Annotated in this window: 14 protein-coding genes; 7 read left to right on the plus strand and 7 right to left on the minus strand. The window is 66.7% G+C overall.

Annotated elements, in window-relative coordinates; translation table 11 throughout:
• Nucleotides 1-30: 30 nt before the first annotated feature.
• Genes GMST_RS02795 through GMST_RS02810 form a run of 4 tightly spaced genes read right to left on the minus strand, consistent with a single transcriptional unit; the run spans nt 31 to nt 8073 of the window.
• Nucleotides 31-1248 (minus strand): hypothetical protein, encoded by a 1218-nt coding sequence (locus GMST_RS02795; protein WP_246399169.1) that lies wholly within the window; start codon nt 1246-1248, stop codon nt 31-33.
• Nucleotides 1245-6827: an OmpA family protein gene (locus GMST_RS02800; protein ID WP_183353084.1), complete on the minus strand. Its 5583-nt coding sequence runs from the start codon at nt 6825-6827 to the stop codon at nt 1245-1247. Before GMST_RS02800 ends, GMST_RS02795 begins: the two co-directional genes overlap by 4 nt.
• Nucleotides 6828-6851: 24 nt before the next feature.
• Nucleotides 6852-7199, minus strand: coding sequence for a DUF11 domain-containing protein (locus GMST_RS02805; protein ID WP_183353085.1), 348 nt, complete (start codon nt 7197-7199; stop codon nt 6852-6854).
• Nucleotides 7141-8073 (minus strand): COG1470 family protein, encoded by a 933-nt coding sequence (locus GMST_RS02810; protein ID WP_183353086.1) that lies wholly within the window; start codon nt 8071-8073, stop codon nt 7141-7143. The genes GMST_RS02805 and GMST_RS02810 overlap by 59 nt, the downstream gene beginning before the upstream one ends.
• Before the next feature lie 217 nt (nt 8074-8290).
• Here GMST_RS02810 and GMST_RS02815 point away from each other — a divergent pair, with 217 nt between their 5' ends.
• Both GMST_RS02815 and GMST_RS02820 read left to right on the plus strand, forming a co-directional pair.
• Nucleotides 8291-8554: a DUF4911 domain-containing protein gene (locus tag GMST_RS02815; protein WP_246399170.1), complete on the plus strand. Its 264-nt coding sequence runs from the start codon at nt 8291-8293 to the stop codon at nt 8552-8554.
• Nucleotides 8539-9936 (plus strand): TldD/PmbA family protein, encoded by a 1398-nt coding sequence (locus GMST_RS02820; protein ID WP_183353088.1) that lies wholly within the window; start codon nt 8539-8541, stop codon nt 9934-9936. Before GMST_RS02815 ends, GMST_RS02820 begins: the two co-directional genes overlap by 16 nt.
• A 102-nt stretch (nt 9937-10038) precedes the next feature.
• On the opposite strand, the gene GMST_RS02825 is transcribed toward GMST_RS02820, so the two are convergent.
• Nucleotides 10039-11460, minus strand: coding sequence for a C13 family peptidase (locus GMST_RS02825; protein ID WP_246399171.1), 1422 nt, complete (start codon nt 11458-11460; stop codon nt 10039-10041).
• Between the two features lie 329 nt (nt 11461-11789).
• Between GMST_RS02825 and GMST_RS02830 the strand changes: the two genes are divergently transcribed.
• Nucleotides 11790-13142 (plus strand): class II 3-deoxy-7-phosphoheptulonate synthase, encoded by a 1353-nt coding sequence (locus GMST_RS02830; RefSeq protein ID WP_183353090.1) that lies wholly within the window; start codon nt 11790-11792, stop codon nt 13140-13142.
• Nucleotides 13143-13394: 252 nt separating this feature from the next.
• Nucleotides 13395-13964 carry a flavodoxin family protein gene (locus tag GMST_RS02835; protein WP_183353091.1) on the plus strand — a complete coding sequence of 190 codons (570 nt, stop codon included), beginning with the start codon at nt 13395-13397 and terminating at the stop codon, nt 13962-13964.
• Nucleotides 13965-14144: 180 nt separating this feature from the next.
• Here GMST_RS02835 and GMST_RS02840 read toward each other — a convergent pair whose 3' ends face one another.
• Nucleotides 14145-15995 carry a sensor histidine kinase gene (locus GMST_RS02840; RefSeq protein WP_183353092.1) on the minus strand — a complete coding sequence of 617 codons (1851 nt, stop codon included), beginning with the start codon at nt 15993-15995 and terminating at the stop codon, nt 14145-14147.
• 306 nt (nt 15996-16301) lie between these two features.
• Between GMST_RS02840 and GMST_RS02845 the strand changes: the two genes are divergently transcribed.
• Nucleotides 16302-17780, plus strand: coding sequence for a leucyl aminopeptidase (locus GMST_RS02845; protein WP_183353093.1), 1479 nt, complete (start codon nt 16302-16304; stop codon nt 17778-17780).
• Between the two features lie 71 nt (nt 17781-17851).
• Here GMST_RS02845 and GMST_RS02850 read toward each other — a convergent pair whose 3' ends face one another.
• A complete protein-coding gene (locus GMST_RS02850; protein WP_246399172.1) occupies nt 17852-18520 on the minus strand; it encodes a TVP38/TMEM64 family protein in 669 nt (222 codons plus the stop codon).
• A gap of 189 nt (nt 18521-18709) precedes the next feature.
• On the opposite strand from GMST_RS02850, the gene GMST_RS02855 reads away from it, so the two are divergent.
• Together GMST_RS02855 and GMST_RS02860 are read left to right on the plus strand one after the other, a co-directional pair.
• Nucleotides 18710-19447, plus strand: a complete 738-nt coding sequence (locus GMST_RS02855; RefSeq protein WP_183353094.1) for an endonuclease/exonuclease/phosphatase family protein — start codon at nt 18710-18712, stop codon at nt 19445-19447.
• The gene (locus GMST_RS02860) at nt 19444-20970 is read left to right on the plus strand and encodes a phospholipase D-like domain-containing protein (RefSeq protein ID WP_183353095.1); all 1527 of its coding nucleotides are present in this window, start codon (nt 19444-19446) and stop codon (nt 20968-20970) included. The genes GMST_RS02855 and GMST_RS02860 overlap by 4 nt, the downstream gene beginning before the upstream one ends.
• Nucleotides 20971-20984: the final 14 nt, after the last annotated feature.

Raw genomic sequence — 20984 nt, forward strand, 5'->3', positions numbered from 1 at the left:
GGCGGGTCTCCTTGCTGCTTTTTGAGCGAGCTACATCCTGCCGAAGACGATGCGGGAGGCGTAGCTCGCGTTGCCGGCGGGGTCGAGCGCCTCGACCCGGATCAGGTTGACCCCGGCCTTCAGCACCCCCAGGTAGCTGAAGCTGCCGCGCCGGTTCACGGCCACCTCGGCCCCGTCCACGAAGATCCGGGAGCCTGGCTGTGCCGCGCCGGAAAGGGTATAGGGCCCGGGGACCGAGCTCTCGGGGGGGAAACTTACGCTCAGCCCCGGTGCTCTATCGAGTTGGGTGAGCTCCAGGCGCCCGGTCGAGCTGAAAGGCCCCTCGTGCCCGAGCTCCACGCGGCAGACCCGCCAGTAGTAAGCGCCGCGCTCCAGCTTGCTGCTGCGGTACTCGGTGCCGGTAAGCCTCTGGTCCACCAGCGGTTTCTCGAAGTGCGGGGTGCGGTCCAGCTGGAAACGGTACTCGCCGGGACCGCCGCTCCAGGCGAGCCGGATGCGCGGCGGCAGGACCCGGTACTGGTAGCGCACCGGCTGCGGCCCGATAAGCTGCGGCGCCGGCGGCAAGGGGCGCGCCGGCCCCACCGGCACCCCCTGGCGCAGCAACAGCGCGTGGTTCGCCGGGACGTGCAGTTCGCTGCCGTCCACGGCGTCCACCTCCCCGGACAAGACGGTGAGGCTTGCCGAGTTGTCGTCGTGGTGCACCACCTTGAAGCGCGCCGCTCCCGGCTTGAGCCGCGCCACGTGCCCGGCCGCCGCCAGCTCCAGGCTCAGTCTTCGGGCGACGGAGAGGTGCCCGCGCACCTCCCCTTCCACCTGGACCCGGTAGCTGCGCGGCCCCGCCTCGTCCTGGGCGTTCAGCCGGGTCACCACCACGAGCGAGTTGCTCCCCACGGCGATCCGGTCCCGATCCCCGAAGGAGATCACGGCACCCGAGTGGTCCAGGGTCTGCACCGCGTCCTGGCTGTAGAGTTTGAGCCCTTCGCTCGCGCCGGCCCAGGCGATCGAGTTGCCGCGCCGGAAGCGGACGTCGCGCTTAAGCTGGGCCAGGGTCGCCTCGACGCTGCGCCCGGGAGCCTCGGCCGACGGGTCGGGAGAACCCTCGAAGAGCTCGCGCAGCGGGGTACCGGTAGGAAAGAGCGCGTAGAGGAGCACGATGAAGAGGCAGAACAGGGCAAGCACCATGGCAAGCGCCCCTCCCGCCTCGAAAACCACCAGCCGCAGCTTCTTGATCCTCATCCGGAGCCTCACGGTTCGCCTCCCGGCACAAAGGTCAGCGTGTTGTCCAGCCGCAGGTTCAAAAGCCTGGCCCACCCTGGACCGCGCAGCACCAGGCCGAGCACCTGGCGGTTCCCCTCGAGCGGCACCTCCACCGCAAAGCGCCCCTCGGGGTCGAGCGGTACCGGCTTGCCGTCGAACTCCAGGAGATGCCCCGGCGGGCACCGCCCCGAGACCCGGCAGCGGCCGCTGCCGTCCGGCGCGAGTCTGACCCCGCCCAGTTCGCTCCCGAAGCGGACCAGCTGTGAGCCGGCCGGCTCGGCTATGACCAGCTGGGGCACCGCGATCTCGGTTGCCAGGAAGCGCCCCGAGGAGTCCCCCATCTGGACGGCGAGCCGCCCCACCTCCGCGAGGAACGAGGTCTCGAAGCGCCCCTGGGGGTCCACCGGCACGGTCGACTCGTTCACCGTGAGGAAGGGGGCGCCGCGGTAGCGCTCCTTCTGCGCCGCCGCGATCGACTGCTGGAAATCGGCCTTCAGCTCCACCCGGCGGTTTTTCTCGCGCCCCTCGGCGCTGCGGTTGTGGGCGATGGGGCGCGACTTGCCGTACCAGCGCCGCGTCAGCCGTCCCGCGGGGATCTTCTCCTCGCGTACCAGGAAGTCGGCGGCCGCGTCGCAGCGGCGCTTGGAGAGCCCCATGTTGTACGGCACCGAGCCAACCCAGTCGGTATGCCCTTCGAGGACCACCTTGTCCTCGGGGTGCCGGCGCAGCTCCTGGGCGGCCTGGCGCAAAAGCCGCTTGGCCTCCGGGGTGAGCTGGGCGGAGTCGAAGATGAAGGCACCGCCGGAGAGGGTTAGGAGCACCACCTCCTTGCGGCTCACCCCAAAGAGCTCCGGCCCGGTGGCAAAGCGCGAGCCGTCGCGGTAGCTGACCTCGAGCCGGTACTGGTAGACCCCGCCCGGGACGAGCCCCTTGCCGCCGCTGCCGGCGCTGCCGTCCCAGTTAAGCCGCGGCTGCGGCGCCCCGCTCCCCTTCAGGGACGCGACCTTCACGCCGGCCTCGTTCACGATGCTGAGCGTCCAGGCGCTCACCAGTTCGGGGTGCTCCACCTTGGTGGCGAAGGCGAGCGGCTGGGTGAACTTGCCCCGGCTCAGCTCCAGCGAACCGAGCCGCTCCCGGTTCACCGTCACCGAGGTGGAGGGGAGCTTGGCGCGCTCGCCGTTGATGAGCAGGGTGAAGAGCTCGGCGCTCCCGGAAAGCCTCAGCGGCTCATCCTGACGCGTCGCTGCCACCAGGAGCGCCGGAACCGGAGGGGCGGCCTTACGCTTGGGGGGGGCGACCGGCGGCGCTGCCGCCTCTACCGGTGCCGGCGCCGGCGGCGGCGCTGCCGGGAGCGCGGCGACCTCGCGTTTCTCGACTTCGAACATATCCTCGTCGAACTTGACCTTCACCCCCACGAAGGGTCCCTGCCCCTGGAACGTCTCGCCCGAGAGGTCGCGGTCGTCGAGCCGGGCGTAGTTGTAGCCGGCGGAGAGCACCACGTTGCGGTAGACCCGGTACCCGGCACGCAGCACCCCTCCAACGCTGCGCTGGTCGGTGTCGTACTGGTTCAGGAGCTTGAGGTAGCCGGCAAGCTCCCAGCGCTCGGTCAGGTCGTAGCTCACCCCGGCCAACACCAGGTCGCTGTACCCCTCGAAGCTGCGCCCCGTCGGATCGTCTGCCCAGCTCTTCTTGCCGGCGTATTTCCCCATGAGCGTCCAGGTGCTCACCAGCCGGTAGGTCGGCTCCAGGGCGAGGATCAGGCTGCGGCTTTTGTCCGTGCCGGGGAGGCTGTCGCGGTGCTCCACCTTGTAGCGGACCAGGGACAAAAGCTGCAGCGGGTTGCCGGCCAGAGGGCGCCAGGAGCTTCCCAGGTAGCCGTCGAAGATGAGGTCGTGCCCGGCGTCCAGGTCCCGGTCCCAGAGGGTGAACTTGCCGAGCAGGGTGAGCGCCGGGTTCAGCTTGTAGCCCCCCCCCGCACCGTAGAGCGCCGCGGTCTCTCCCGGCCCGGTGCGGATCTCGTAGCGCCCGCTGAGCTTCAGGTCCTTCTGGCGCAGGTATTCGGCGGCCAGGGTGAACGCCGTGCGGGTTCCGGCATTCCCCTGCACCGTTTCCACCCGTTCGAGGCTCGAGTCGAAAAAGAGCCCCGGCGCCGCCTGCAGCCGCGAGTTGAGCCCGAGGATCGCCTGCCCGCGCGACCCCGCGAGGGAGTTTTCCAATTGGTAGCCGCTTCGGGAGCTTAAGGTGAAGCGCTCCTGCTCCAAGAGCTTGGTGTTCAGGTCGACGCTGCTTTGCTGGGTGGAGCCTGCGGCGCCGTTTGAGAGCGCGTAGCCGGTAGTAAGCCGCATCCGGTCGTTCAAGCGGCTCTCCAGCCCGAAGCGGGTCGACTGGCGCAGGTCGGGGTGCCCCTCCTGGTACTCCTCGGTGACAAAGGCGCGGGTGGCGTCGCTTACCCGGTAGTCGAGCTTCAGGAAACTGCGCGACTGGTACTCGGCGACGCTTGAGGTGCCGAGGAGCTGGTCGCGCCGCAGAGTGAGGTCGAGCCTGGGGGTGAGCGGTGCCTGGATCCCGGCATAGAGAAGGTTCGAGGTGTCCTCCACCCCGGCCCCCTCCTGGTCGATCCGCTTGAACCCCGCCTCACCCTCGAAGAGCGAGAACCTGCGCAGCACCCCCGCCTGGTTGCCGAAGATCCGCCTCCCCACGAGCGTCTCCTTCTGCACGAAGCTCTCGGCAAAGAGCCGGGTCACGGTGAGGCCGCGGTAGTCGAGGCGGCCGCCGTACTTCTCGGTCCCGAGCTCGGTGCCCGTCATCGACGGGTTGTAGAAGTCGCCCTCCACCTTCCGGTAGTAACCGCTTGCCTCCAGCGCCTCGGTCGCCCGGCCGTTCACACCGATCTTCCAGGCGCTCCCCCTGCCGTGTTCCAGGTTCTCGCTCACCGCCCCCTCCCCTTTCAGGGTGATCCGGTCCCCGAGCTGCCAGCCGCCGTCCAGGCCGAAGAGGGTGGAGTTTCGAAGCAGGGCCTCCTCGACCACCGCGGTCCCCCCCAGATAGGAGCCGTTCTCGGCACGCAACACGCCGCGCCCGCCGTAGACGTAGCGTTCCACCCCGCCGGCGGGACTTTGGTAGACGACCACGATGGTCACCGGGTTGAGGTTCTGGTCGAGCGAGTGGACCGGTTCCTTGAAGAGGATGCCGCCGGCTGCGTAGTCGATGGAATAGTCCGCGTAGCGCAGCTTCTGGACCACCGAGAGCACCCGCTCCAAATGGTAGCGGTCCCGCACCTCGATGCGGATCCGCTCGCTGTTCTCGAAGACCGGTTTCCTGGAGAGGAAGTAGTAGCCCGAGGTGCCGTTGCCGGGGAACTCGTCCCGGGTGAGCTGCTCCTCGCTGCGGCTTTCGAAGCCGACCAGGCTGCCGCGCTCGCCGTTCACCTCGAGCCTCACCCCGTTCAAGGCCCGGTCGTAGCGCGAGAACTCGTTCTCGGAGAGGTCGGTGCGGTAATCGCCTGCCAAAAGGTGGGAGCGCCCCGCCTCCAGCTTCAGGTAGATCTTGCCGCGCGACTGCGCCTCGTAGCCGATCTCCGAGGCGTCGCCGTAGACCGGGTAGTACTTCTCCGGGTCGAGGTACTGAAACACCCCCTCGCGGCGCTCCTTGTCGGAGTCGTAGGCGGCGGTCAACAGGTACTTGCCGAGGATCTTGCCGCGGGCGAAGAAGGCGAGCCGCTCCTCGTGGAAGAACCCCTCCTCGAAGCGGTCCTCCTTGTCGATCTTCTCGAGGTGCCCCTGGACGGCGCGCGCCCCCAGGTCGAGGCTCCCCAGACCCACCACGATCCAGTCGCGCAATTGGGCGCTGTAGTAGAGGTCGACCCGGGCCTGGGTCCCCTGCTCGCCGGTCACCCTAATCGGATCCGGACCCGGCTGCTTTGCCGCCCGCACCCTGAAGACCCCGATCCCGTCCTTCGTCCGCACCTGGTGCCCCGGAGTCTTTGGATCCTGGTCCTCCTCCAGGATCACCCCGCGCGCGAGGATGACCGTCACCATCCGCTCACCCGCCACCCGGCGCCCCTGGGCGTTCAGCACCTCGACGGTGACCGGGAGGACGCTCGTGCCGTCGGCGGGGAGATCCACCCGCTCCGGGCTCACCCTGAGGCGCGCCACCTCAACGGGTACGCTCCCTTCCGGGGGGCGGGGAGCCGGCGGTGGAACGGGGGCCGACACCGCAGGATCCGGCACCGGGAGTGACACCTTGCTATCGGGGAGCCCGGACTCGGCCAGCGCGAAGTCGGCGCGGGCCGGGCCGCCGAAAGGGACCGTGACAAACTGGGACCACCCGACCCCGGCGAAGGCGGTGTTGAAGGGGACCGGCTTGAGCCTCAGTGAGAGCGTGGCCCGGTCGATCTTCACCACGTGGTTCCCTGCCGAGACCCCGGTGAAGGAGTACTGGCCGTCGGGGTCGCTGAAGGTGAAGGAGCCGTCCTCGAGGTAGATGCGCACCCCCGGCACCCCCGGCTCGCCCGGGTCGGGGATCCCGTTGCCGTTTTTGTCCTCGAAGAGCCGCCCGAGGATGAGGGCCCGGTCCGCCAGCAGCGAGGAGCGCACCCGGACCGAGGCGGTCGCGGTCGAGAGGCTCGCGGAGCCGCCAGGTGCCGTGGCGCTGCCGCTCACCCGGTTCAGCGCCGTCCCCACCGGGGCGTCCGCGGAGACGGTGCAGCGGTAACTCAAGGTGCGCACCCTTCCCGCCTCCAGGTTCCCCAGGTTCCAGACCAGCTGCTGGCCGCCGCCGGTGGGATCCGGATAGGTCGAGCCGTCCAGGAGGGTCGATCCCTTCAGGTAGCGAAAGCCGCGCGGCAGCAGGTCGACGAGGGTTGCGTGCTCCAGGGTCGCCACTCCACGGTTCTCCACCCGGACCGTGAACGGCACGATATCCCCCGCCTCGACGAGCTGGGTGCCGGCCAGCTTGGTCACCACGAGCTGCGGGGACTGCTGGAGTTCCTGGGCCAGCACCACCAGTTGGTCGTTGAGGCTCGCCTCCCGTCCGGGACCCCCCTGCGAGACGGCGCTGACCACCAGGGTCGCGACCCGCCCGGCGGAGCCGCTTGGCGGGGTCACCTGCAGCTGGAAATCGAAGGAGGCGCCCGGTGCAAGGAGTGGGGTGATCTGACTGCCGGAGGGATCGCTCGGCAAAGGGGTCACGCCGTCGGCGGCAAAGAAGCGCAACTCGGGGGGGCTCCCGCCGTCGGGGAGCAGGGGCTGCAAGAGAGACGCCTTGAGCAGGAAACGGTCGGAAGCATTGCCGCGGTTGCTGACAGTGTGCTGGAAGCCGGCCGGCCGGCCGGCCTGGGTGGCACAGTCGCGCACCGGCCCCAGGGTGGGGTCGCTCAGGTCCTTCACGGTGACCAGGCTCTGGTTGGAGCCGACGCTGCGCTCGCTCCCCTGGACCGAGTAGCTCACCGTGAAGTCGTGCCGGATCACGCTGCCCGACGGGGTGAGCGCCAGCCCCCCCGCAGGGGCCAGGAACACCAGCAACGCGAGGCAGAGCGCCACGCTGGCCGCCATGTCTTTGCCTGAAGCCATAGCGCGCTTTCTCCGTCCCGCGTGTCACTCCACCTTAACTCTGAAAAATACGTAGAGGGTCTTGCCGGGCTGCAGCGTTCCGCCGCTTGACTCCGTCGCGCCTGAGCCGAGCCGGGCCACCAGGTTCCCCGCCGCTCCCTGCAAGGTGCCGCAGAGCGCCGCGGCGCAGGGGGGGCCGTCGCCGGAGGGGGACGTGGAGATGCGGAGGGTGCTAGGGACCGTGCTACTGTTGCCGGGGAGGGGGCTGGTGAGTGTTACCGAGGAGGCGGGAAGGGTCCCCGCGTTGGTGACGGACATGCGGTACTCGAGGAGCTCACCGGGGAGGACGCTGGCGCTCGTGGCGAAGACGCCCCCCTTGGTGAGGTTGCGCACCGCCTCGCTCACCAGGATGGCGGCATTCACCGCGCTGGTGGTGACCTGATCCGCCGCGCCGGCGCCGACCCCTGCGGCCAAGAGCTGGATGTCGCCGTGGGCGCCGTCGCTGCTTCCCGGGGGGATGGTTACCGCGAGGAAAAATCGGAAGGAGGCACCGGGGGAGAGGGTTCTGGTAGCTGCGACGGGTGTGGTTTCGCCTGACTGGCGCACCGCGTCCGCGGCCACGCCCCCCCCCCGCACCGTCGTCGGCGTAGAGGGCGCCGCTCCAGCCCGAGGGGGCACTGAGGGAGAGGGCGAAGCTGTTCGCCGTGTTGCCGACGTTGGTGAGGGTGTAGGGGTAGTTGACCACCGTTCCCGGAGGGCCGAAGCCGTCGGGGGGGGCGGAGAGGATGACTGCGGCCGTGCTGCTGCAGGCGACCGTCTCGGTCTTCACCTGGTCGAGCTTCGTTGCGTCACCCAGCGAAGTCCCCTGCACGGAGACCCGGAAGCTCGCGCCGAGCTGGAAGAGGGTCGGGGTCACCTGCACCAGGTAGCTCGCCGACTCCCCAGGCGCGAGCTGCGGCGTGGCAAAGCCGGCACCCAGCTGGGCGGTGCGGTCCACCCCGTCGGGGTCGATGAGGCGGATCTCGGTACCGCTGAGCAGGCCGGTCCCCTGCAATAGGATGCTGTCCGGCTGGTCGCCGGCATTCTTCACCAGCACCCTGTAGAGTGCCGGAGTTCCCGGGAAGGCGGGCTGCGACGTGGACTGCAGCTGGGCCGTCGATTCGAAGACGCCGGTGCCCAAGTAGGCGCTGTCGGGCTCGGAAGCCAACTTCACCATAAGGTCGGGCTGGAACCCCGCCCAGGCGGCCGAGGCTGCACTCAAAAGCACCAGCAAGCTCAGTGCGCAAAGCCACTTAAGAGATTCTCGGTGTGACAGACTAGCATTAGTTTTCGCTAATTTCATAACGGAAAAAATAACAGATGATTGGTGAGAGGCAAGGCCTAAAGAAAATTTGTCTTTTGACAACGGGAATGGTATGTACTTCCGAGGAGCGTGGCCACAGAGTCACGTTGTGAGACTTGCACTGATAACCAAGGAGCCCGCCGTGGCACAACTGATAGACAAAGCGCTTGAAACTGAAGACCGGTACTTCCAGCTGGCCAGCAAGGACCTGGTGTACCTGAAGTTCGTTCTCGAGGCCTACGAGGGGCTCTGCACCATGAGCACGGTCGACGGCAAGCGCGGCATCGTCAAGGTGAACTATCCACTCCCCTTCGCCGAGGACGTCCACGACCTGCTCGAAGCGCTCTGCGGCGAGATCGCGCTCATCGAAGTCGGTGCCGGAGGGGAACCATGCTGCAGGAGCTAGACGTCGCCGCCATCCTGAGCCGCGCCCTCGCCCAGGGGGGGGACTTCGCCGACATCTACTACGAGGACGGCTCCTTCACCGCGGTGGTCTGCGAGGACGGCAAGGTCGAGCGGGTGCTCGCGGCGCTCGACCGCGGGGTGGGGATCCGGGTCATCTCAGGCTTCTCCACCGCCTACGCCTACACCAATGAGGTCACAGCGGCGTCGCTCATGCGGCTGGCCGAGGCGGTAAGCCGCGGGGTGCGCGAGGGGAGCGCCTTCGAGCGCGCGATCAACCTGACCGAGCGCAAGGTGGGGGCAGGTTTCCCGATCCGGATCCAGCCCGACCAGATCCCGCTCGCCGACAAGGTGCAGCTGGTGCAGCGGGCCGACCGCGCCGCACGCGGGTTTGATCCCCGGGTGCGCCAGGTGATGGCGGTCTACCGCGACGCCCGGGTGGTCACCCAGGTTGCCAACTCGCTCGGGGAATTCAGCGAGGCCCACAGCACGGCCACGGTCTTCATGGCCCAGGTGGTGGCGCAGGACGGTTCGGTCACCCAGACGGGGTACGAGCCCCTGGGGGCGCAGTACGGCTACGAGGTGTTCGACCAGGCCTCCCCCGAGGAGGTGGCACTCACCGCGGCGCGGCGCGCCGTCCTCATGCTGGGCGCCCGCCCTTCGCCGGCCGGCGTGATGCCGGTGGTGCTCTCCTCCGAGGCGGGGGGGACCATGGTGCACGAGGCGATCGGCCACGGGCTCGAGGCGGACCTGGTCCAGGCGGGGAGTTCCGTCTACCGGGGGAAGATCGGCGAGCAGGTCGCCTCCGAACTCGTCACGGTGCGCGACGATGCCACCATCCCCAACGCGCGCGGTTCCTTCTCCTTCGACGGCGAGGGGACGCCGGCCCAGAACACGGTGCTGGTGGAAAAGGGGATCCTGAAGGGGTACCTCTACGACCGGCTGAGCGCGCTGAAAGACGGCTGCGTCTCCACCGGTAACGGCCGGCGCGAGTCCTACCGGATGCGCCCCATCGTGCGGATGACCAACACCCTGATAGCACCGGGCGAGAGCGACCCGCAGGCGGTCGTCAGGGCCGCCGGGAGCGGCCTCTTCGTCAGGAAGATGGGGGGCGGCCAGGTAAATACCGTGAACGGGGATTTCGTCTTCGAGGTGACCGAGGGGTACCTGATCGAGAACGGCGAGGTGGGAGAGCCGGTGCGCGGGGCGACCCTGACCGGCAACGGACCGGAGGTCTTGAAGAACATCACCATGGTCGGCAGCGACCTGGGTTTCGGGATCGGGACCTGCGGCAAGGACGGCCAGGGGGTGCCGGTAGCCGACGCCCAGCCGACCCTGCTCATTTCGGGGATCACCGTGGGTGGGAAGGCGCAGAAAACGGGTTAAGGTTTACCTGCGCTGCGCTCACAGGTCGAGGTTGAGGGAAAAAAAACGCTTTTGCCGTTTTAGTCCGTGTTCTCCGGGCCTCCGTGGCCAGCCCTGAAGTTTCTAAGGAAGTTGTTTCTTCTGCGTTTTCCCAGCCAGCTCCGGCTCCAGCTGTCTCAATTTCCTCCCTATCTCCCGCCCTACCCAGATCTGCGGGTTGGACGGCGTTTCGCCCTGTTCCTCTTCCCACTTGCGGATGATCGCCCGCGCCTTCACGAAGGCATCGCTGAAGGAGTGGGTCGATTTCAGAGCGCGGTCCAAAAACGCCTCCCCGAACCAGGTGAACTTCTCGCCGAAACCGCAGCCGAAGGACTCGCTCTTCGCGTCGGCCGCCGTGATGACCAGGGTGTCCTCCCCCTTCAAGGGATCGATGAAGCCCCCCGAGAAGCAGGCGGAGACCACCACCACCTTCCAGCGGATCCCCGATTTCGCGAGCATGGTGCGCACCATCTCGGGAGTCACCTGGTCCAGGTCGAGCGGGGGGTTGCTCACCTCAAGCTCGTGGTCCCTTGAACCGTGCGAGGTGAGAAAGAGCACCAGGACGTCGCTATCGCGGTTCATCACCTCCCCCAGCCGCACCAGGGCCTTTTCCAGGTTGCTCGCACTGGCAAAGGGGAGCGTAGTCGCCGTCTGCGGGTTGTTGGCGAGGATCAGGCTGCGTCCCGCGGTCCGGAAACGCCTGTCGAAGACCTGCTGCGCCGTCAGCACCTCCTTCAAGAAGACGTCCTGGGTGGCGTCACCCGCAAAGCCCACGAAGTAGAGGTGCGGCCGGCCGCGCTCCCCGGGGAGCAGGCTGGCAAGCTCGCTGTCCAAGAGCCTCCCCTGCGCCGCCAAGACCCGCTCGTTGAGTTGCAATTCGCCGCTCTCGCTCCCCCCCTGCCCGGCACTCACCCACAGGTCGGCCCGCGAGAAGAACCACAGCGGCACCAACACCACGAGCAAAAGCAAAAGGGCGCTCTGCACGCGTCGGGCAAGCGGTGCGCCGGAAACGCGCAGCAAAAAGAGCAGGCCGCAAAAACACCACCATCCGTAGAACCGGTAGTAGTGCGGCGCGTCGAGGTAGGGCTGCAGCCACTCGAGCCACCTGAAAAGCGCCAGGCGCTCGAGGAGTGCGTGGGTGAGCTCGATGGGGATGCTGAGCGCCACCAGGGCCACCGCGAGCCCGCACCCGAGAACCGGGCGGGAGAGCAGCCGGGCGGCCAGGTAGCCGGCGAAAAGCACCAGCGGCAGGTGGAAGAAGAACCCCGGGACAGCCGCCGCGGCGAAGCTGCCGGAGCGCCCCACCAGGAGGTAGGAGACCCCGAGGTTGCAGAGGAAGTCGAGCAGCGCCAAAAGCGCGAGCGCACCCGGGGTGACGCAGAGCCGTTGCGGCGCCACCGGGAGAAGCAGGGAAAGCCGAAGCCCGGCCTTCAGGTTGCAGAGCAGGTTCCCGAGCGGGCCGCGCGAGACCGGGATTTCGGCCGTTTCGGCCGGGCCGGCAGGCAAAGCCCCGCCCTCTTCGGCGGGTGTGCCGGATGGCTGCACAGCGTCGGGCGCGCTGTCATTGGGAGTTGAAGTGGTGGGATCGTGCGGGTCGGTACTCATGATTGATGGATAATACCACGGCACTCGCTGTTTGGGGAGACGGCATTATTCTTTTTCTCTGGATTCATTGATGTTTTTGTTCGATTCTGCTATTAGCTTCCTGTCATCATCTCGCGCGCAATGCCTGTCAGCCCCGCAACCGTTGAGTTTGAACGTATTTCGCTTTTTCAATCGGGGCCATTCCTGATACCATGGCGAAGTTGCCGACACCGTTTTAGAGAGGTAGCACCATGCCCACCCATGACTGGAAAAAATCCAGCTGGCACTCCTTTGTGGCCCAGCAGCAGCCCAACTGGCCGACCGGCCCGGTCTTCGACGATACCCTGAAGACCCTTTCCCAGCTCCCCCCGCTCGTCTTCGCCGGCGAGTGCCAGACGCTGAAGGCGAGCCTTGCCGAGGCGGTCGAGGGGAAGGCCTTCGTTCTGCAGTGCGGCGACTGCGCCGAGGACTTCTCGCGCTGCACCGGGCCGGACATCCGGGAGCTGTTGAAGGTCATCCTGCAGATGTCGGTGGTGCTTGCCTTTGCCGGCGAGAAGAAGGTGATCAAGATCGGGCGCATCGCCGGGCAGTACGCCAAGCCGCGCTCCAGCGACACCGAGCTGGTGAACGGCCTGGAACTTCCCAGCTATCGCGGCGACATGGTGAACAGTCCCGAGCCGACCCTCGAGGCGCGCACCCCGGATCCCCGCCGCATGCTCGAGGGGTACTACCGCTCCGCGGCCACCTTAAACCTGGTGCGCTCCTTCACCCTGGGTGGCTACGCGGCCCTGGAGCGGGTCCAGGCCTGGCACCGCGCCTCGCTGGACGCCCTCCCGGCAGGGCAGAAGTACGAGGACCTGGTGCGCCAGATCTGGAAGACCATCAATTTCATGTCCGCCATAGGTCTCGACCCGCAGCACGTGCCCCAGCTGAACCAGGTCACCCTGTACACCTCCCACGAGGCGCTCTTGCTCGACTACGAGCAGGCCCTCACCCGCATGGACTCCATCTCGGGGGGGTGGTACGACACGAGCGGACACATGCTCTGGATCGGCGACCGGACCCGGCAGCTGGACGGCGCCCACGTCGAATTCCTGCGCGGCATCCAGAACCCCTTGGGGATGAAGATCGGTCCCAAGTACGACATCGACGACATCAAGCGGATCATCGAGCGCTTGAGCCCGGACAACGAGCCGGGGCGGCTCACCCTGATCACCCGCTTCGGGGTGGCGAAAATCGAGGAGTGCCTGCCGCCCCTGGTGCGGGAGCTGACCCGCGAGGGGTACAAGGTGGTCTGGAGCTGCGATCCGATGCACGGCAACACCTACCAGAACCAGTTCGGGCAGAAAACCAGGAACTTCGAGGTGGTCCTGCAGGAGATCCGTTCCTTCTACCAGATCCACAGGGCCGAGGGGACCGTGCCGGGTGGCGTGCACCTGGAGCTGACCGGCGACAACGTGACCGAGTGTACCGGTGGTAGCCGGCAGCTCATGGACCAGCACCTGCACCAGAACTACCAGACCAACTGCGACCCGCGCCTCAACGCCGAGCAGGGGGTGGAACTCGCGTTCGAGCTGGCCGACCTGCTGCACCCGCACCAGTAAAAGGGATACACGGGATAAAACCAAACGAACAGGGATGAATGGGATAAACGGGATAACGTCCCGGACCAAAACGGCTGAAGGGGGTAACCTAAAGGCGTGGCTTTTGCCTTTACGTTCATCAGGTCTTAAGGTTATATCCCCTTTATCCCATTCATCCCTGTTCTCTATGTTCATCAGGTTTCAAAATTTTATCCGGTTAATCCTATTCATCCCTGTTAGTTTAGTCTTTGTCCATGTTGAACCGGAGGAGAGATGAAGATCGTCAGTCTGCTGGGGAGTCCCCGGCCCAACAGCAACAGTTCCGCCATTGCCAACCGGTTCCTGAAGACCGCACAGGAGCTCGGCGCCGAGACCACCTGTTTCACCCTGAACCGCCTGAACTACCGGGGGTGCCAGGGGTGCTACGTCTGCAAGACCACCCTGGACCACTGCGTGCTGCGGGACGACCTGGCCCAGGTGCTCGACGCGGTGGCCGAAGCCGACCTCGTGGTACTCGCCTCGCCGGTCTACTACGGGGAGGTCACCAGCCAGCTCAAGGGTTTTTTGGACCGGACCTTCTCCTACCTGGTCCCTGACTACCGGACCAGTGCCACCCCCACCCGGCTCTCGCCGAAGAAGCTCGTCTTCGTGCAGACCCAGGGGCATCCCGACGAGGAGATGTTCGCTGACATCTTCCAGCGGTACGAGCACTTCCTGAAGTGGACGGGGTTTACCGAAGCGACCCTGATCCGCGCCTGCGGCATCGGGCCGGGGAGCGTCGACGCCCCCCCCGAAGAGGCGCTGCGCGAGGCCGAAGCAGTGGCCCGCCGCCTGGTTTCCTGATCCCCAGCGCAAGGCGGCACAGCTTCTCCCCACAAGACACAAAAGAGTTTCTTCAAACAGGTTCGGCCTCCCGCGTTGACGCAGGAGGCCGAACATTTTAGAGCTTTGATTTTCTCAGGTTTTCCCCAGATTTTCCCGGTTTTACGGTTTTCTCCGTGTCTCCGTGGCTAACCCCGTTTATCAGAATTCGATGCTGAACTCGGCCCCCGCGTCGTTATTGCGCACCGACAAAAGCCCCCCCATGTGCTTCTCGACCATCGTCTTCGACATGAAGAGCCCCACGCCGGTCCCGGACTTCGGTTCCTTGGTGGTGAAATACGGATCGAAGATCTTCCCCATGATCTCCTCGGGAATCCCCCCCGCGTTGTCCGCGATGGTCACCACGGTCCTGCCGTTTTCTCCCCCCATGGTGATCAGCACCCGCGGGTCCGGGACCGTCTTCTTGGCGAACTCTTCCTGTGCGTTCATCAGGATGTTGAGCAGCACCTGGGAAAACTCCGCCGGGTACCCGTAGATGTAGGGATCGTCCCCGCCCTGTACCTCGACCCCGATCCGGTGCTTGGCAAAACTCCCCTCCAAAAGCAGAAGGGTCCGCTGCACCTCCGCATTGACCCGGAACTTCACCTTCTCCTTGTCGGTCCTGAAGAAGTTGCGGAACTCGTCCAAGGTGCAGGACATCTGGTTGATGAGGCTCCCCGCCTTGCGCGCCACCTCGTCCAGATACTTCTTGGTGAGATCCCCCTTGGTGAAGGTGACCGGCACCTGCTGGATCAGCTGCCCCAGATCGTTCAGGGGCTTGCGCCACTGGTTGGCGATGTTCCCGATCATCTCCCCCATCGCCGCCTGGCGCCCCTGCTGCACCAGTAACTGCTCCTTCTCGCTCAGCTTCTCCAGGGCGTCCAGACGCTCGCGGGTCTGCTTCTCGAGGTCGGCGATGGTATGCAGAAGTTCGCGCTCCGCCTGATCGCGCTGCGCGGCACGGGTCTGCAGCAACCGGTAGGCCTGCTCCAGCGCCGCAGCCACCTCCGCGGTCTCCTTCACCGCGAAGCTCCCCGCTGCCGGGACCATCTCGGCCCGCCCCAGGGAGAGCGCGGGCTCCACCAGCGACTGGATGGCGTGGGCGATCTTGCGGGCGTACCCGAAGATGAGCGCCAGCACCAACCCGGTCACCACCAGCGCAGCCAGGATGGTCCAGCCGGTCCAGCGGTACAGCGCAGCCAGCACCGCCCCCTTGGGCACCTCGATCAGCACCGACCAGTTGGAGAGCGCCGAGCGACACAGGGTAGCCAGCACCGGTGCCCCCTCCAGGTTGGTGCTCTCGACGGTCCCCTCCCGGGCCGCCTCCCCCAACGCTGCGGGTATCTTGCTCCCGATACTCCGCTCCGAGTTCGGGGTCCGGGCCACCAGGATCTGGTCGCTATCCAGGATGAGTCCGTACCAGTCGGGGCGCAGGGTCGCCTGACGCAAGACCTCCGCCATCGGTTCGGAGCGCAGGGTAAGCGCCAGGTCGTACTTGACCGTGCCGTTCACGAAGACCGGGACGTCGACGCTCACCTGGGACTGCTGGCTGACCGCCCCCATGTAGAGCCCCGACACCGTCGGTCTGGCGGTCTGGAAGATGAGGCGCACGGCATCCAGGTTGTTGCGGCGCGGCAGGGTCGATCCGAACGGACGCGCGGTGTGCAACAGCTCCTGACCGTAGCGGTCCGCCAACAGGATGTCAGCGGACGGGTAGGATTTCAGCACCTGCTGGGCCTGCCGGTGAACCGCCGCCAGGTCGCCAGCCGCAAAGCTCGGCGAGGTGGACAGGGTGGAGAGGGAAGCCTCGATGCTGACGATCTCGCGGTCCACCACCCGGGTCAGCGAGCGTGCGGTGTCAAGCATGCTCCGGTTCAACTCGTCGCGCTTGGTCAAGAAGGCGTGGTACACCAGGAGGCTCGCGATGAGCCAGACCGGTGCCACGGCGGCGATTACCAGGCGGATCAGGTGAAAGCGGATGCTGCAGGGATTGGGCGAAGTGGCAGGTTTCATTGCAGCGGTTTCCGGCATGGTTTCCCCCAGGGATGCGTTATACTGGGCGAGGCCCGATACGGACCGCCCCGGCGGTACGGCGAGCTTCCGGGCGCACCGGGAAACTCTACCATCCGGCACCGCCCAGACAAGACGCTGCGGTCAATTAAATTACAACTCCTTAATACCCATTTCTCCCCGTTCTCCCTACAGGCCGCCCCACCCTTGCCGGGCGCGGCAGGGAGATCCGAAAACGCGATGGACGGAACCGGCACTTGCCGTTATAGTAAGTCTAATGAATCAACCTACCTCACCCGGGAGGCTCCCATGAGAATAGCTGTCAGTTCCGAAAATCCCCTGCAACTCAGCTGCGCGGCATTGGTGGTCGGCGTCTTCGAGGACGCCCAGACCGAACTCAGCCGCGAGGTAAACACCGCACTCGACGGCTGGCTGGACCGGCTGACCGAAAACCGCGAGTTCACCGGCAAACCCGGCAGCTCGCGCCTCCTGCACAGCTTCGGCCGGCTCCCCGCCGAGCGGCTCGTGCTGGTGGGGCTCGGCAAACGGGCAGAGCTTACCCCGGAGAAGCTGCGCCAGGCCGCGGGGAACGCGATGCAGGCGCTGAAGGGGGCGCGGGTCGCCAGCTTCGCCAGCGCCCTTTCCAGCGCCGCCGGCTTCCCGGAGGCACTGGAGGCCGTTGCGAGCGGCACCCTATTGGGGAGCTACAGCTTCGACGAGTACAAGACCAAGAACCAGGAGGAGCGCTTCAGCTTCGAGGCGGCGACCTTGTTGCTCCCGGCGGATGCCGACCAAGACGCGGCGGGCGAGCGGCTGCGGCACAGCGAGGCCCTCTGCGGCGGCGTGCGCCTCGCGAGGGACCTGGTATCCCAGCCGGGAAACGTGGTCAACACCGGCTACCTGGCCGACACCGCCCGCAAGCTTGCCGAGCGGCACGGCCTCAGCTGCCGGGTCTACGAGCTTGACGAGTTGGCCCAGATGGGGCTCAACGCGCTCATCGCGGTCGGCAAGGGGTCGGTGGAGCCGCCGCGCCTCATCGTGGTCGAGTACCAGGGGGCACCGCAACCGGGGAACCCGGTGGTGCTGGTCGGCAAGGGGATCACCTTCGACTCGGGCGGCATCTCGCTGAAGCCGGGCGCGGGGATGGAGGAGATGAAGACCGACATGGCCGGGAGCGCCGCGGTGCTCGGGACCCTGGAGGCGGTGGCCGGGCTCAGGCTGCCGGTGAACCTGGTCGGCATCATCCCGACCGCCGAGAACATGCCGGACGGCAAGTCGTTTCGCCCCGGCGACGTTCTGACCTCCTATTCCGGGCTTACCATCGAGATCACCAACACCGATGCCGAAGGGCGCCTCATCCTCTGCGACGCGCTACACTTCGCCCAGCAGTACCGGCCGGCCGCCCTCATCGACCTGGCGACCCTGACCGGCGCCTGCGTGGTGGCGCTGGGGCACGAGGCAACCGGCCTCATCGCCAACGACGACCAGCTCGCCGAGGCGCTGAAGAGCTCGGGGGCGCGGACCGGTGAGCGGCTCTGGCAGCTACCGGTTTTCGAGGAGTACGGCGAGAACATGAAGAGCGACATCGCCGACCTGAAGAACGCGGGCAGCCGGGACGCCGGAGCCAGCAAGGCGGGGTGGTTCCTGAAGCAGTTCGTGGGCGAGTCCCCCTGGGCCCACCTGGACATAGCAGGCACCGCCTGGAGCGACAAAGCGCGCCCCTACTGCCCCAAGGGCGCCACCGGCGTCGGCGTGAGGCTCCTTATCGACTACCTGCAAAGCCGCTAACCCAGCTTTCACCCAAAGCCACCTAAAGATCCGGCAGTTCCGGCCCGCAGCTCTCCCGGAACTGCCGGATCTTATTTTTTCAGGAAGTGGTGGCGCAGCACCGGCGCCAGGGCCAAGAGCGCCAGCATCCCGAGCCCCGCGAGGATCCGCCCGGATACCAGGTCCCGCACCTCGTTCACCCGCCTCAGCTGGGTCCCCAGGTAGGTGTAGATGCAGGAACCCGGCAGGATCCCCAACGAGGTGGTCCAGATGAAGGTGCGCAGCGGGATCCTGCTGATGCCGGCGCAGTAGTTCACCGCGAAAAACGGCAGGACCGGCAGGATGCGCAGGGTGAGCAGGTAGCTCCCGCCGCGCTCTGCCAGCTCGCGGTTCAACCGGGCGAGCGGTTCGCGGAAGCGGCGCTGCACCCAGTCCCTCACCAGGTACCGCGCCGCGAGAAAGGCGAGCACCGCACCCGAGGTGGCGCCCAGGTTCACGTACAAAACGGCAGGGAGCCCGAACAACATCCCGCCAGTCAAGGTCAGTACCAGGGCGCCCGGCAGGAAGAGGGCCGTCGCCAGGTAGAGCCCCACGAAGCAGAGCACGGCCTCCAGGTAGTTCTCCTCGATGAACCCCAGCAGCAGTTCCCGATGTTCCTTAAGCGCCGCCAGGCTCAGGGCCTCGCGTAGCAGAAAGGCGGCAAGGCACGCCACTACCAGCAGCACCAGTGCCACGAGCAGTCTCAGGTTGTGCGCCGTCATAATGAAGACCCTCGCCCTTTGCCTTGCCCCCCTGCCGCGCGGCATCCGCCCCAGTGAGGTTATGCCGCACCGCAGCGGCCTTCGCAGCCACTCCCCTTCATTGACAACCGCCTCGCTTTATGTACCATCTCTAATAAACCTTGCAAGGACGCCGTTTAATTTTTCCAGCCACGCCCACCTCCACCCCACATGACCACAACGATCTCCATCATGACCTACAACGTGCACAGCAGCATCGGCATGGACGGCAAGATCTCGCCGCTGCGCATCGCCGGGGTAATCGAGCGCTGCGCTCCGGACGTGGTCGCGCTGCAGGAGCTGGACAGCGGCCTGACACGCACCTCGCTGGTGGACCAGGCGCACGTGATCGCCCACCAGTTGGAGATGACCTACCATTTCCACCCCTCGTTTCGGGTCGAAGAGGGCGGGTACGGCAACGCCGTCCTGAGCCGGTTGCCGCTGCGCCTGGTGAAGGCCGGTCCGCTCCCCTCGCACCCAAGCCGCAGCTTTGAGCGGCGCGGCGCCCTGTGGGTGGAGGTGGAACAGGGAGGGAGGGGACTGCAGATCATCGCGACCCACTTCGGCCTGAACCGGCGGGAGAGGATCTGCCAGGCGGAGGCCCTTCTCGGCCCGGAGTGGCTGGAACACCCCGAGTGCCGTGGCCCGGTGGTGGTCTGCGGCGATTTCAATGCCCTCCCCCGCTCCGCAGCCTACCGCTGCCTGACCCGACGCCTGAGGGACGCCCAGTGCGCGCTGAAGGGGAGCCGCCCCCAGGGAACCTTCCCGGTCCGGCTCCCCCTGATGCGCATCGATCACCTGTTTATCTCCCCGGGAGTGCAGGTCAGTAAGGTCGCCGTGCCGCGCACCCCCCTCACCCGCCTCGCCTCCGACCACCTCCCCCTGGTGGTCACCCTGGAGCTGCCATGAGCGTACTGAAACCGGGAACTAACTGCCTGGGGATCTTCGCGGCGCAGCAGACCGGGCTGCTCATCGACGCCAGCGATTACTACCGGGCCTTCTACCAGCAGGCCCTGACGGCGCGCCGCTACATCCTCATGGCGGGGTGGCAGTTCGATTCCGAGGTGGCACTCGTGCGGGGGGGCGAAGCGGAACAGGCCGGAGGCGAGGTGCTTTTGCTCAACTTCCTGGACCAGCTCTGCGCCAGCAACCCCGACCTGGAGATCTACATCCTCGCCTGGGATTTCAGCGCCTTTTTCGCCCTCGAGCGCGAATGGTTCCAGGACGTGCTCTTCGACTGGACCACCAACGACCGTCTCCATTTCCGCTTCGACAACCAGCACGCGGCGGGAGCCACCCACCACCAGAAGTTCGTGATCATCGACGGGAGCATCGCCTTCGTGGGGGGGATGGACATCTGCGCCTCGCGCTGGGACGACCGTCGCCATCTCAACGAGAACCCGCTGCGGGTCGACGACAGCGGCAAGCCCTACGGCTCCTACCACGACATCCAGTCCTACCACACCGGCCCCGTGGTCCGGGAACTGCTCGCCCTCTTCGTCGAACGCTGGACCGACTCCGGTGCGGATCCTTTGAAGCTCCCGGTCCTCGAACCGGCCCAAGTTCCCGAGATCCCCGGCGGGGTGCCTCTCCCCACCAGCCGGGTGGCCGTGAGCCGCACCCTGGCCCGAGTCTCCGAGACGCGTCCCAAGCAGGCATTCGAGATCCGCAACCTCTTCGTCGACGCCATTCTCTCCGCCGAGCGCCTCATCTACCTCGAGAACCAGTACTTCAGCTCCCAGGCCATCTACTGGTCGCTGGTCTCCCGCATGGCCCTCCCGGACCGGGGGCGGATCCAGATCGTGCTGATGCTGCCGGACCGCCTGCCGCTCACCGAGCAGCTTTTCCTGGGACTCCCCCAGATGAAGATGCTCTCCTCCCTTGCACAGGTGGCGGTGAAGACGGGGCACGAGTTCGCCGTCTACTGCACCGCCTGCGTGGACGGCGGCCAGCGCAAGCTCACCTTCATCCACTCGAAGCTCCTCCTGGTTGACGACCGTTTCTTGAGTGTCGGCTCCGCCAACGCCACCAATCGCAGCATGGGTCTCGACACCGAACTGAACGTGAGCTGGGAGGCGGGCCCGGGCGAGCCCGAACTGGGCCGGGCCCTGCAGGCGGTGCGGGCCTCGCTTTTGGCCGAGCACGCGGGGCTCTTCGGGCAGGGGGCCGAGGAGCGTTTCGCCCCGGTGGAGAACCTGGTCCAGCACCTGAACGAGCTGGCCGACGATCCACTCTCGCGCATCTGCCGCTACCTCGCCGATCCCACCCATGAAAACGTCGAACTCCTGAAGACCCTGGAGCCGATCGCGCGCCTGATCGATCCCCAGCAACCGGTGGACGGCGAGTACATCTTCGAGAGCCTCACCAACTACGAGACCAGCTCGTTTGCCAAAGGTATCCGCCGCCTGAGCCAGATCTTGATCAGCCTGTAGCCGGCGCCCGCGGG

The sequence above is a fragment of the Geomonas silvestris genome (genome assembly GCF_014193515.1).
Classification (GTDB): Bacteria; Desulfobacterota; Desulfuromonadia; order Geobacterales; family Geobacteraceae; genus Geomonas; species Geomonas silvestris.

What these genes read in the sequence shown, in the direction of transcription:
- GMST_RS02835 (WP_183353091.1), top strand. Translation starts at nt 13,395, where the DNA reads ATGAAGATCGTCAGTCTGCTGGGGAGTCCCCGGCCCAACAGCAACAGT.
- GMST_RS02860 (WP_183353095.1), top strand. Translation starts at nt 19,444, where the DNA reads ATGAGCGTACTGAAACCGGGAACTAACTGCCTGGGGATCTTCGCGGCG.
- GMST_RS02855 (WP_183353094.1), top strand. Translation starts at nt 18,710, where the DNA reads ATGACCACAACGATCTCCATCATGACCTACAACGTGCACAGCAGCATC.
- GMST_RS02845 (WP_183353093.1), top strand. Translation starts at nt 16,302, where the DNA reads ATGAGAATAGCTGTCAGTTCCGAAAATCCCCTGCAACTCAGCTGCGCG.
- GMST_RS02820 (WP_183353088.1), top strand. Translation starts at nt 8,539, where the DNA reads ATGCTGCAGGAGCTAGACGTCGCCGCCATCCTGAGCCGCGCCCTCGCC.
- GMST_RS02830 (WP_183353090.1), top strand. Translation starts at nt 11,790, where the DNA reads ATGCCCACCCATGACTGGAAAAAATCCAGCTGGCACTCCTTTGTGGCC.
- GMST_RS02800 (WP_183353084.1), bottom strand. Translation starts at nt 6,827, where the DNA reads ATGGCTTCAGGCAAAGACATGGCGGCCAGCGTGGCGCTCTGCCTCGCG.
- GMST_RS02840 (WP_183353092.1), bottom strand. Translation starts at nt 15,995, where the DNA reads ATGAAACCTGCCACTTCGCCCAATCCCTGCAGCATCCGCTTTCACCTG.
- GMST_RS02850 (WP_246399172.1), bottom strand. Translation starts at nt 18,520, where the DNA reads ATGACGGCGCACAACCTGAGACTGCTCGTGGCACTGGTGCTGCTGGTA.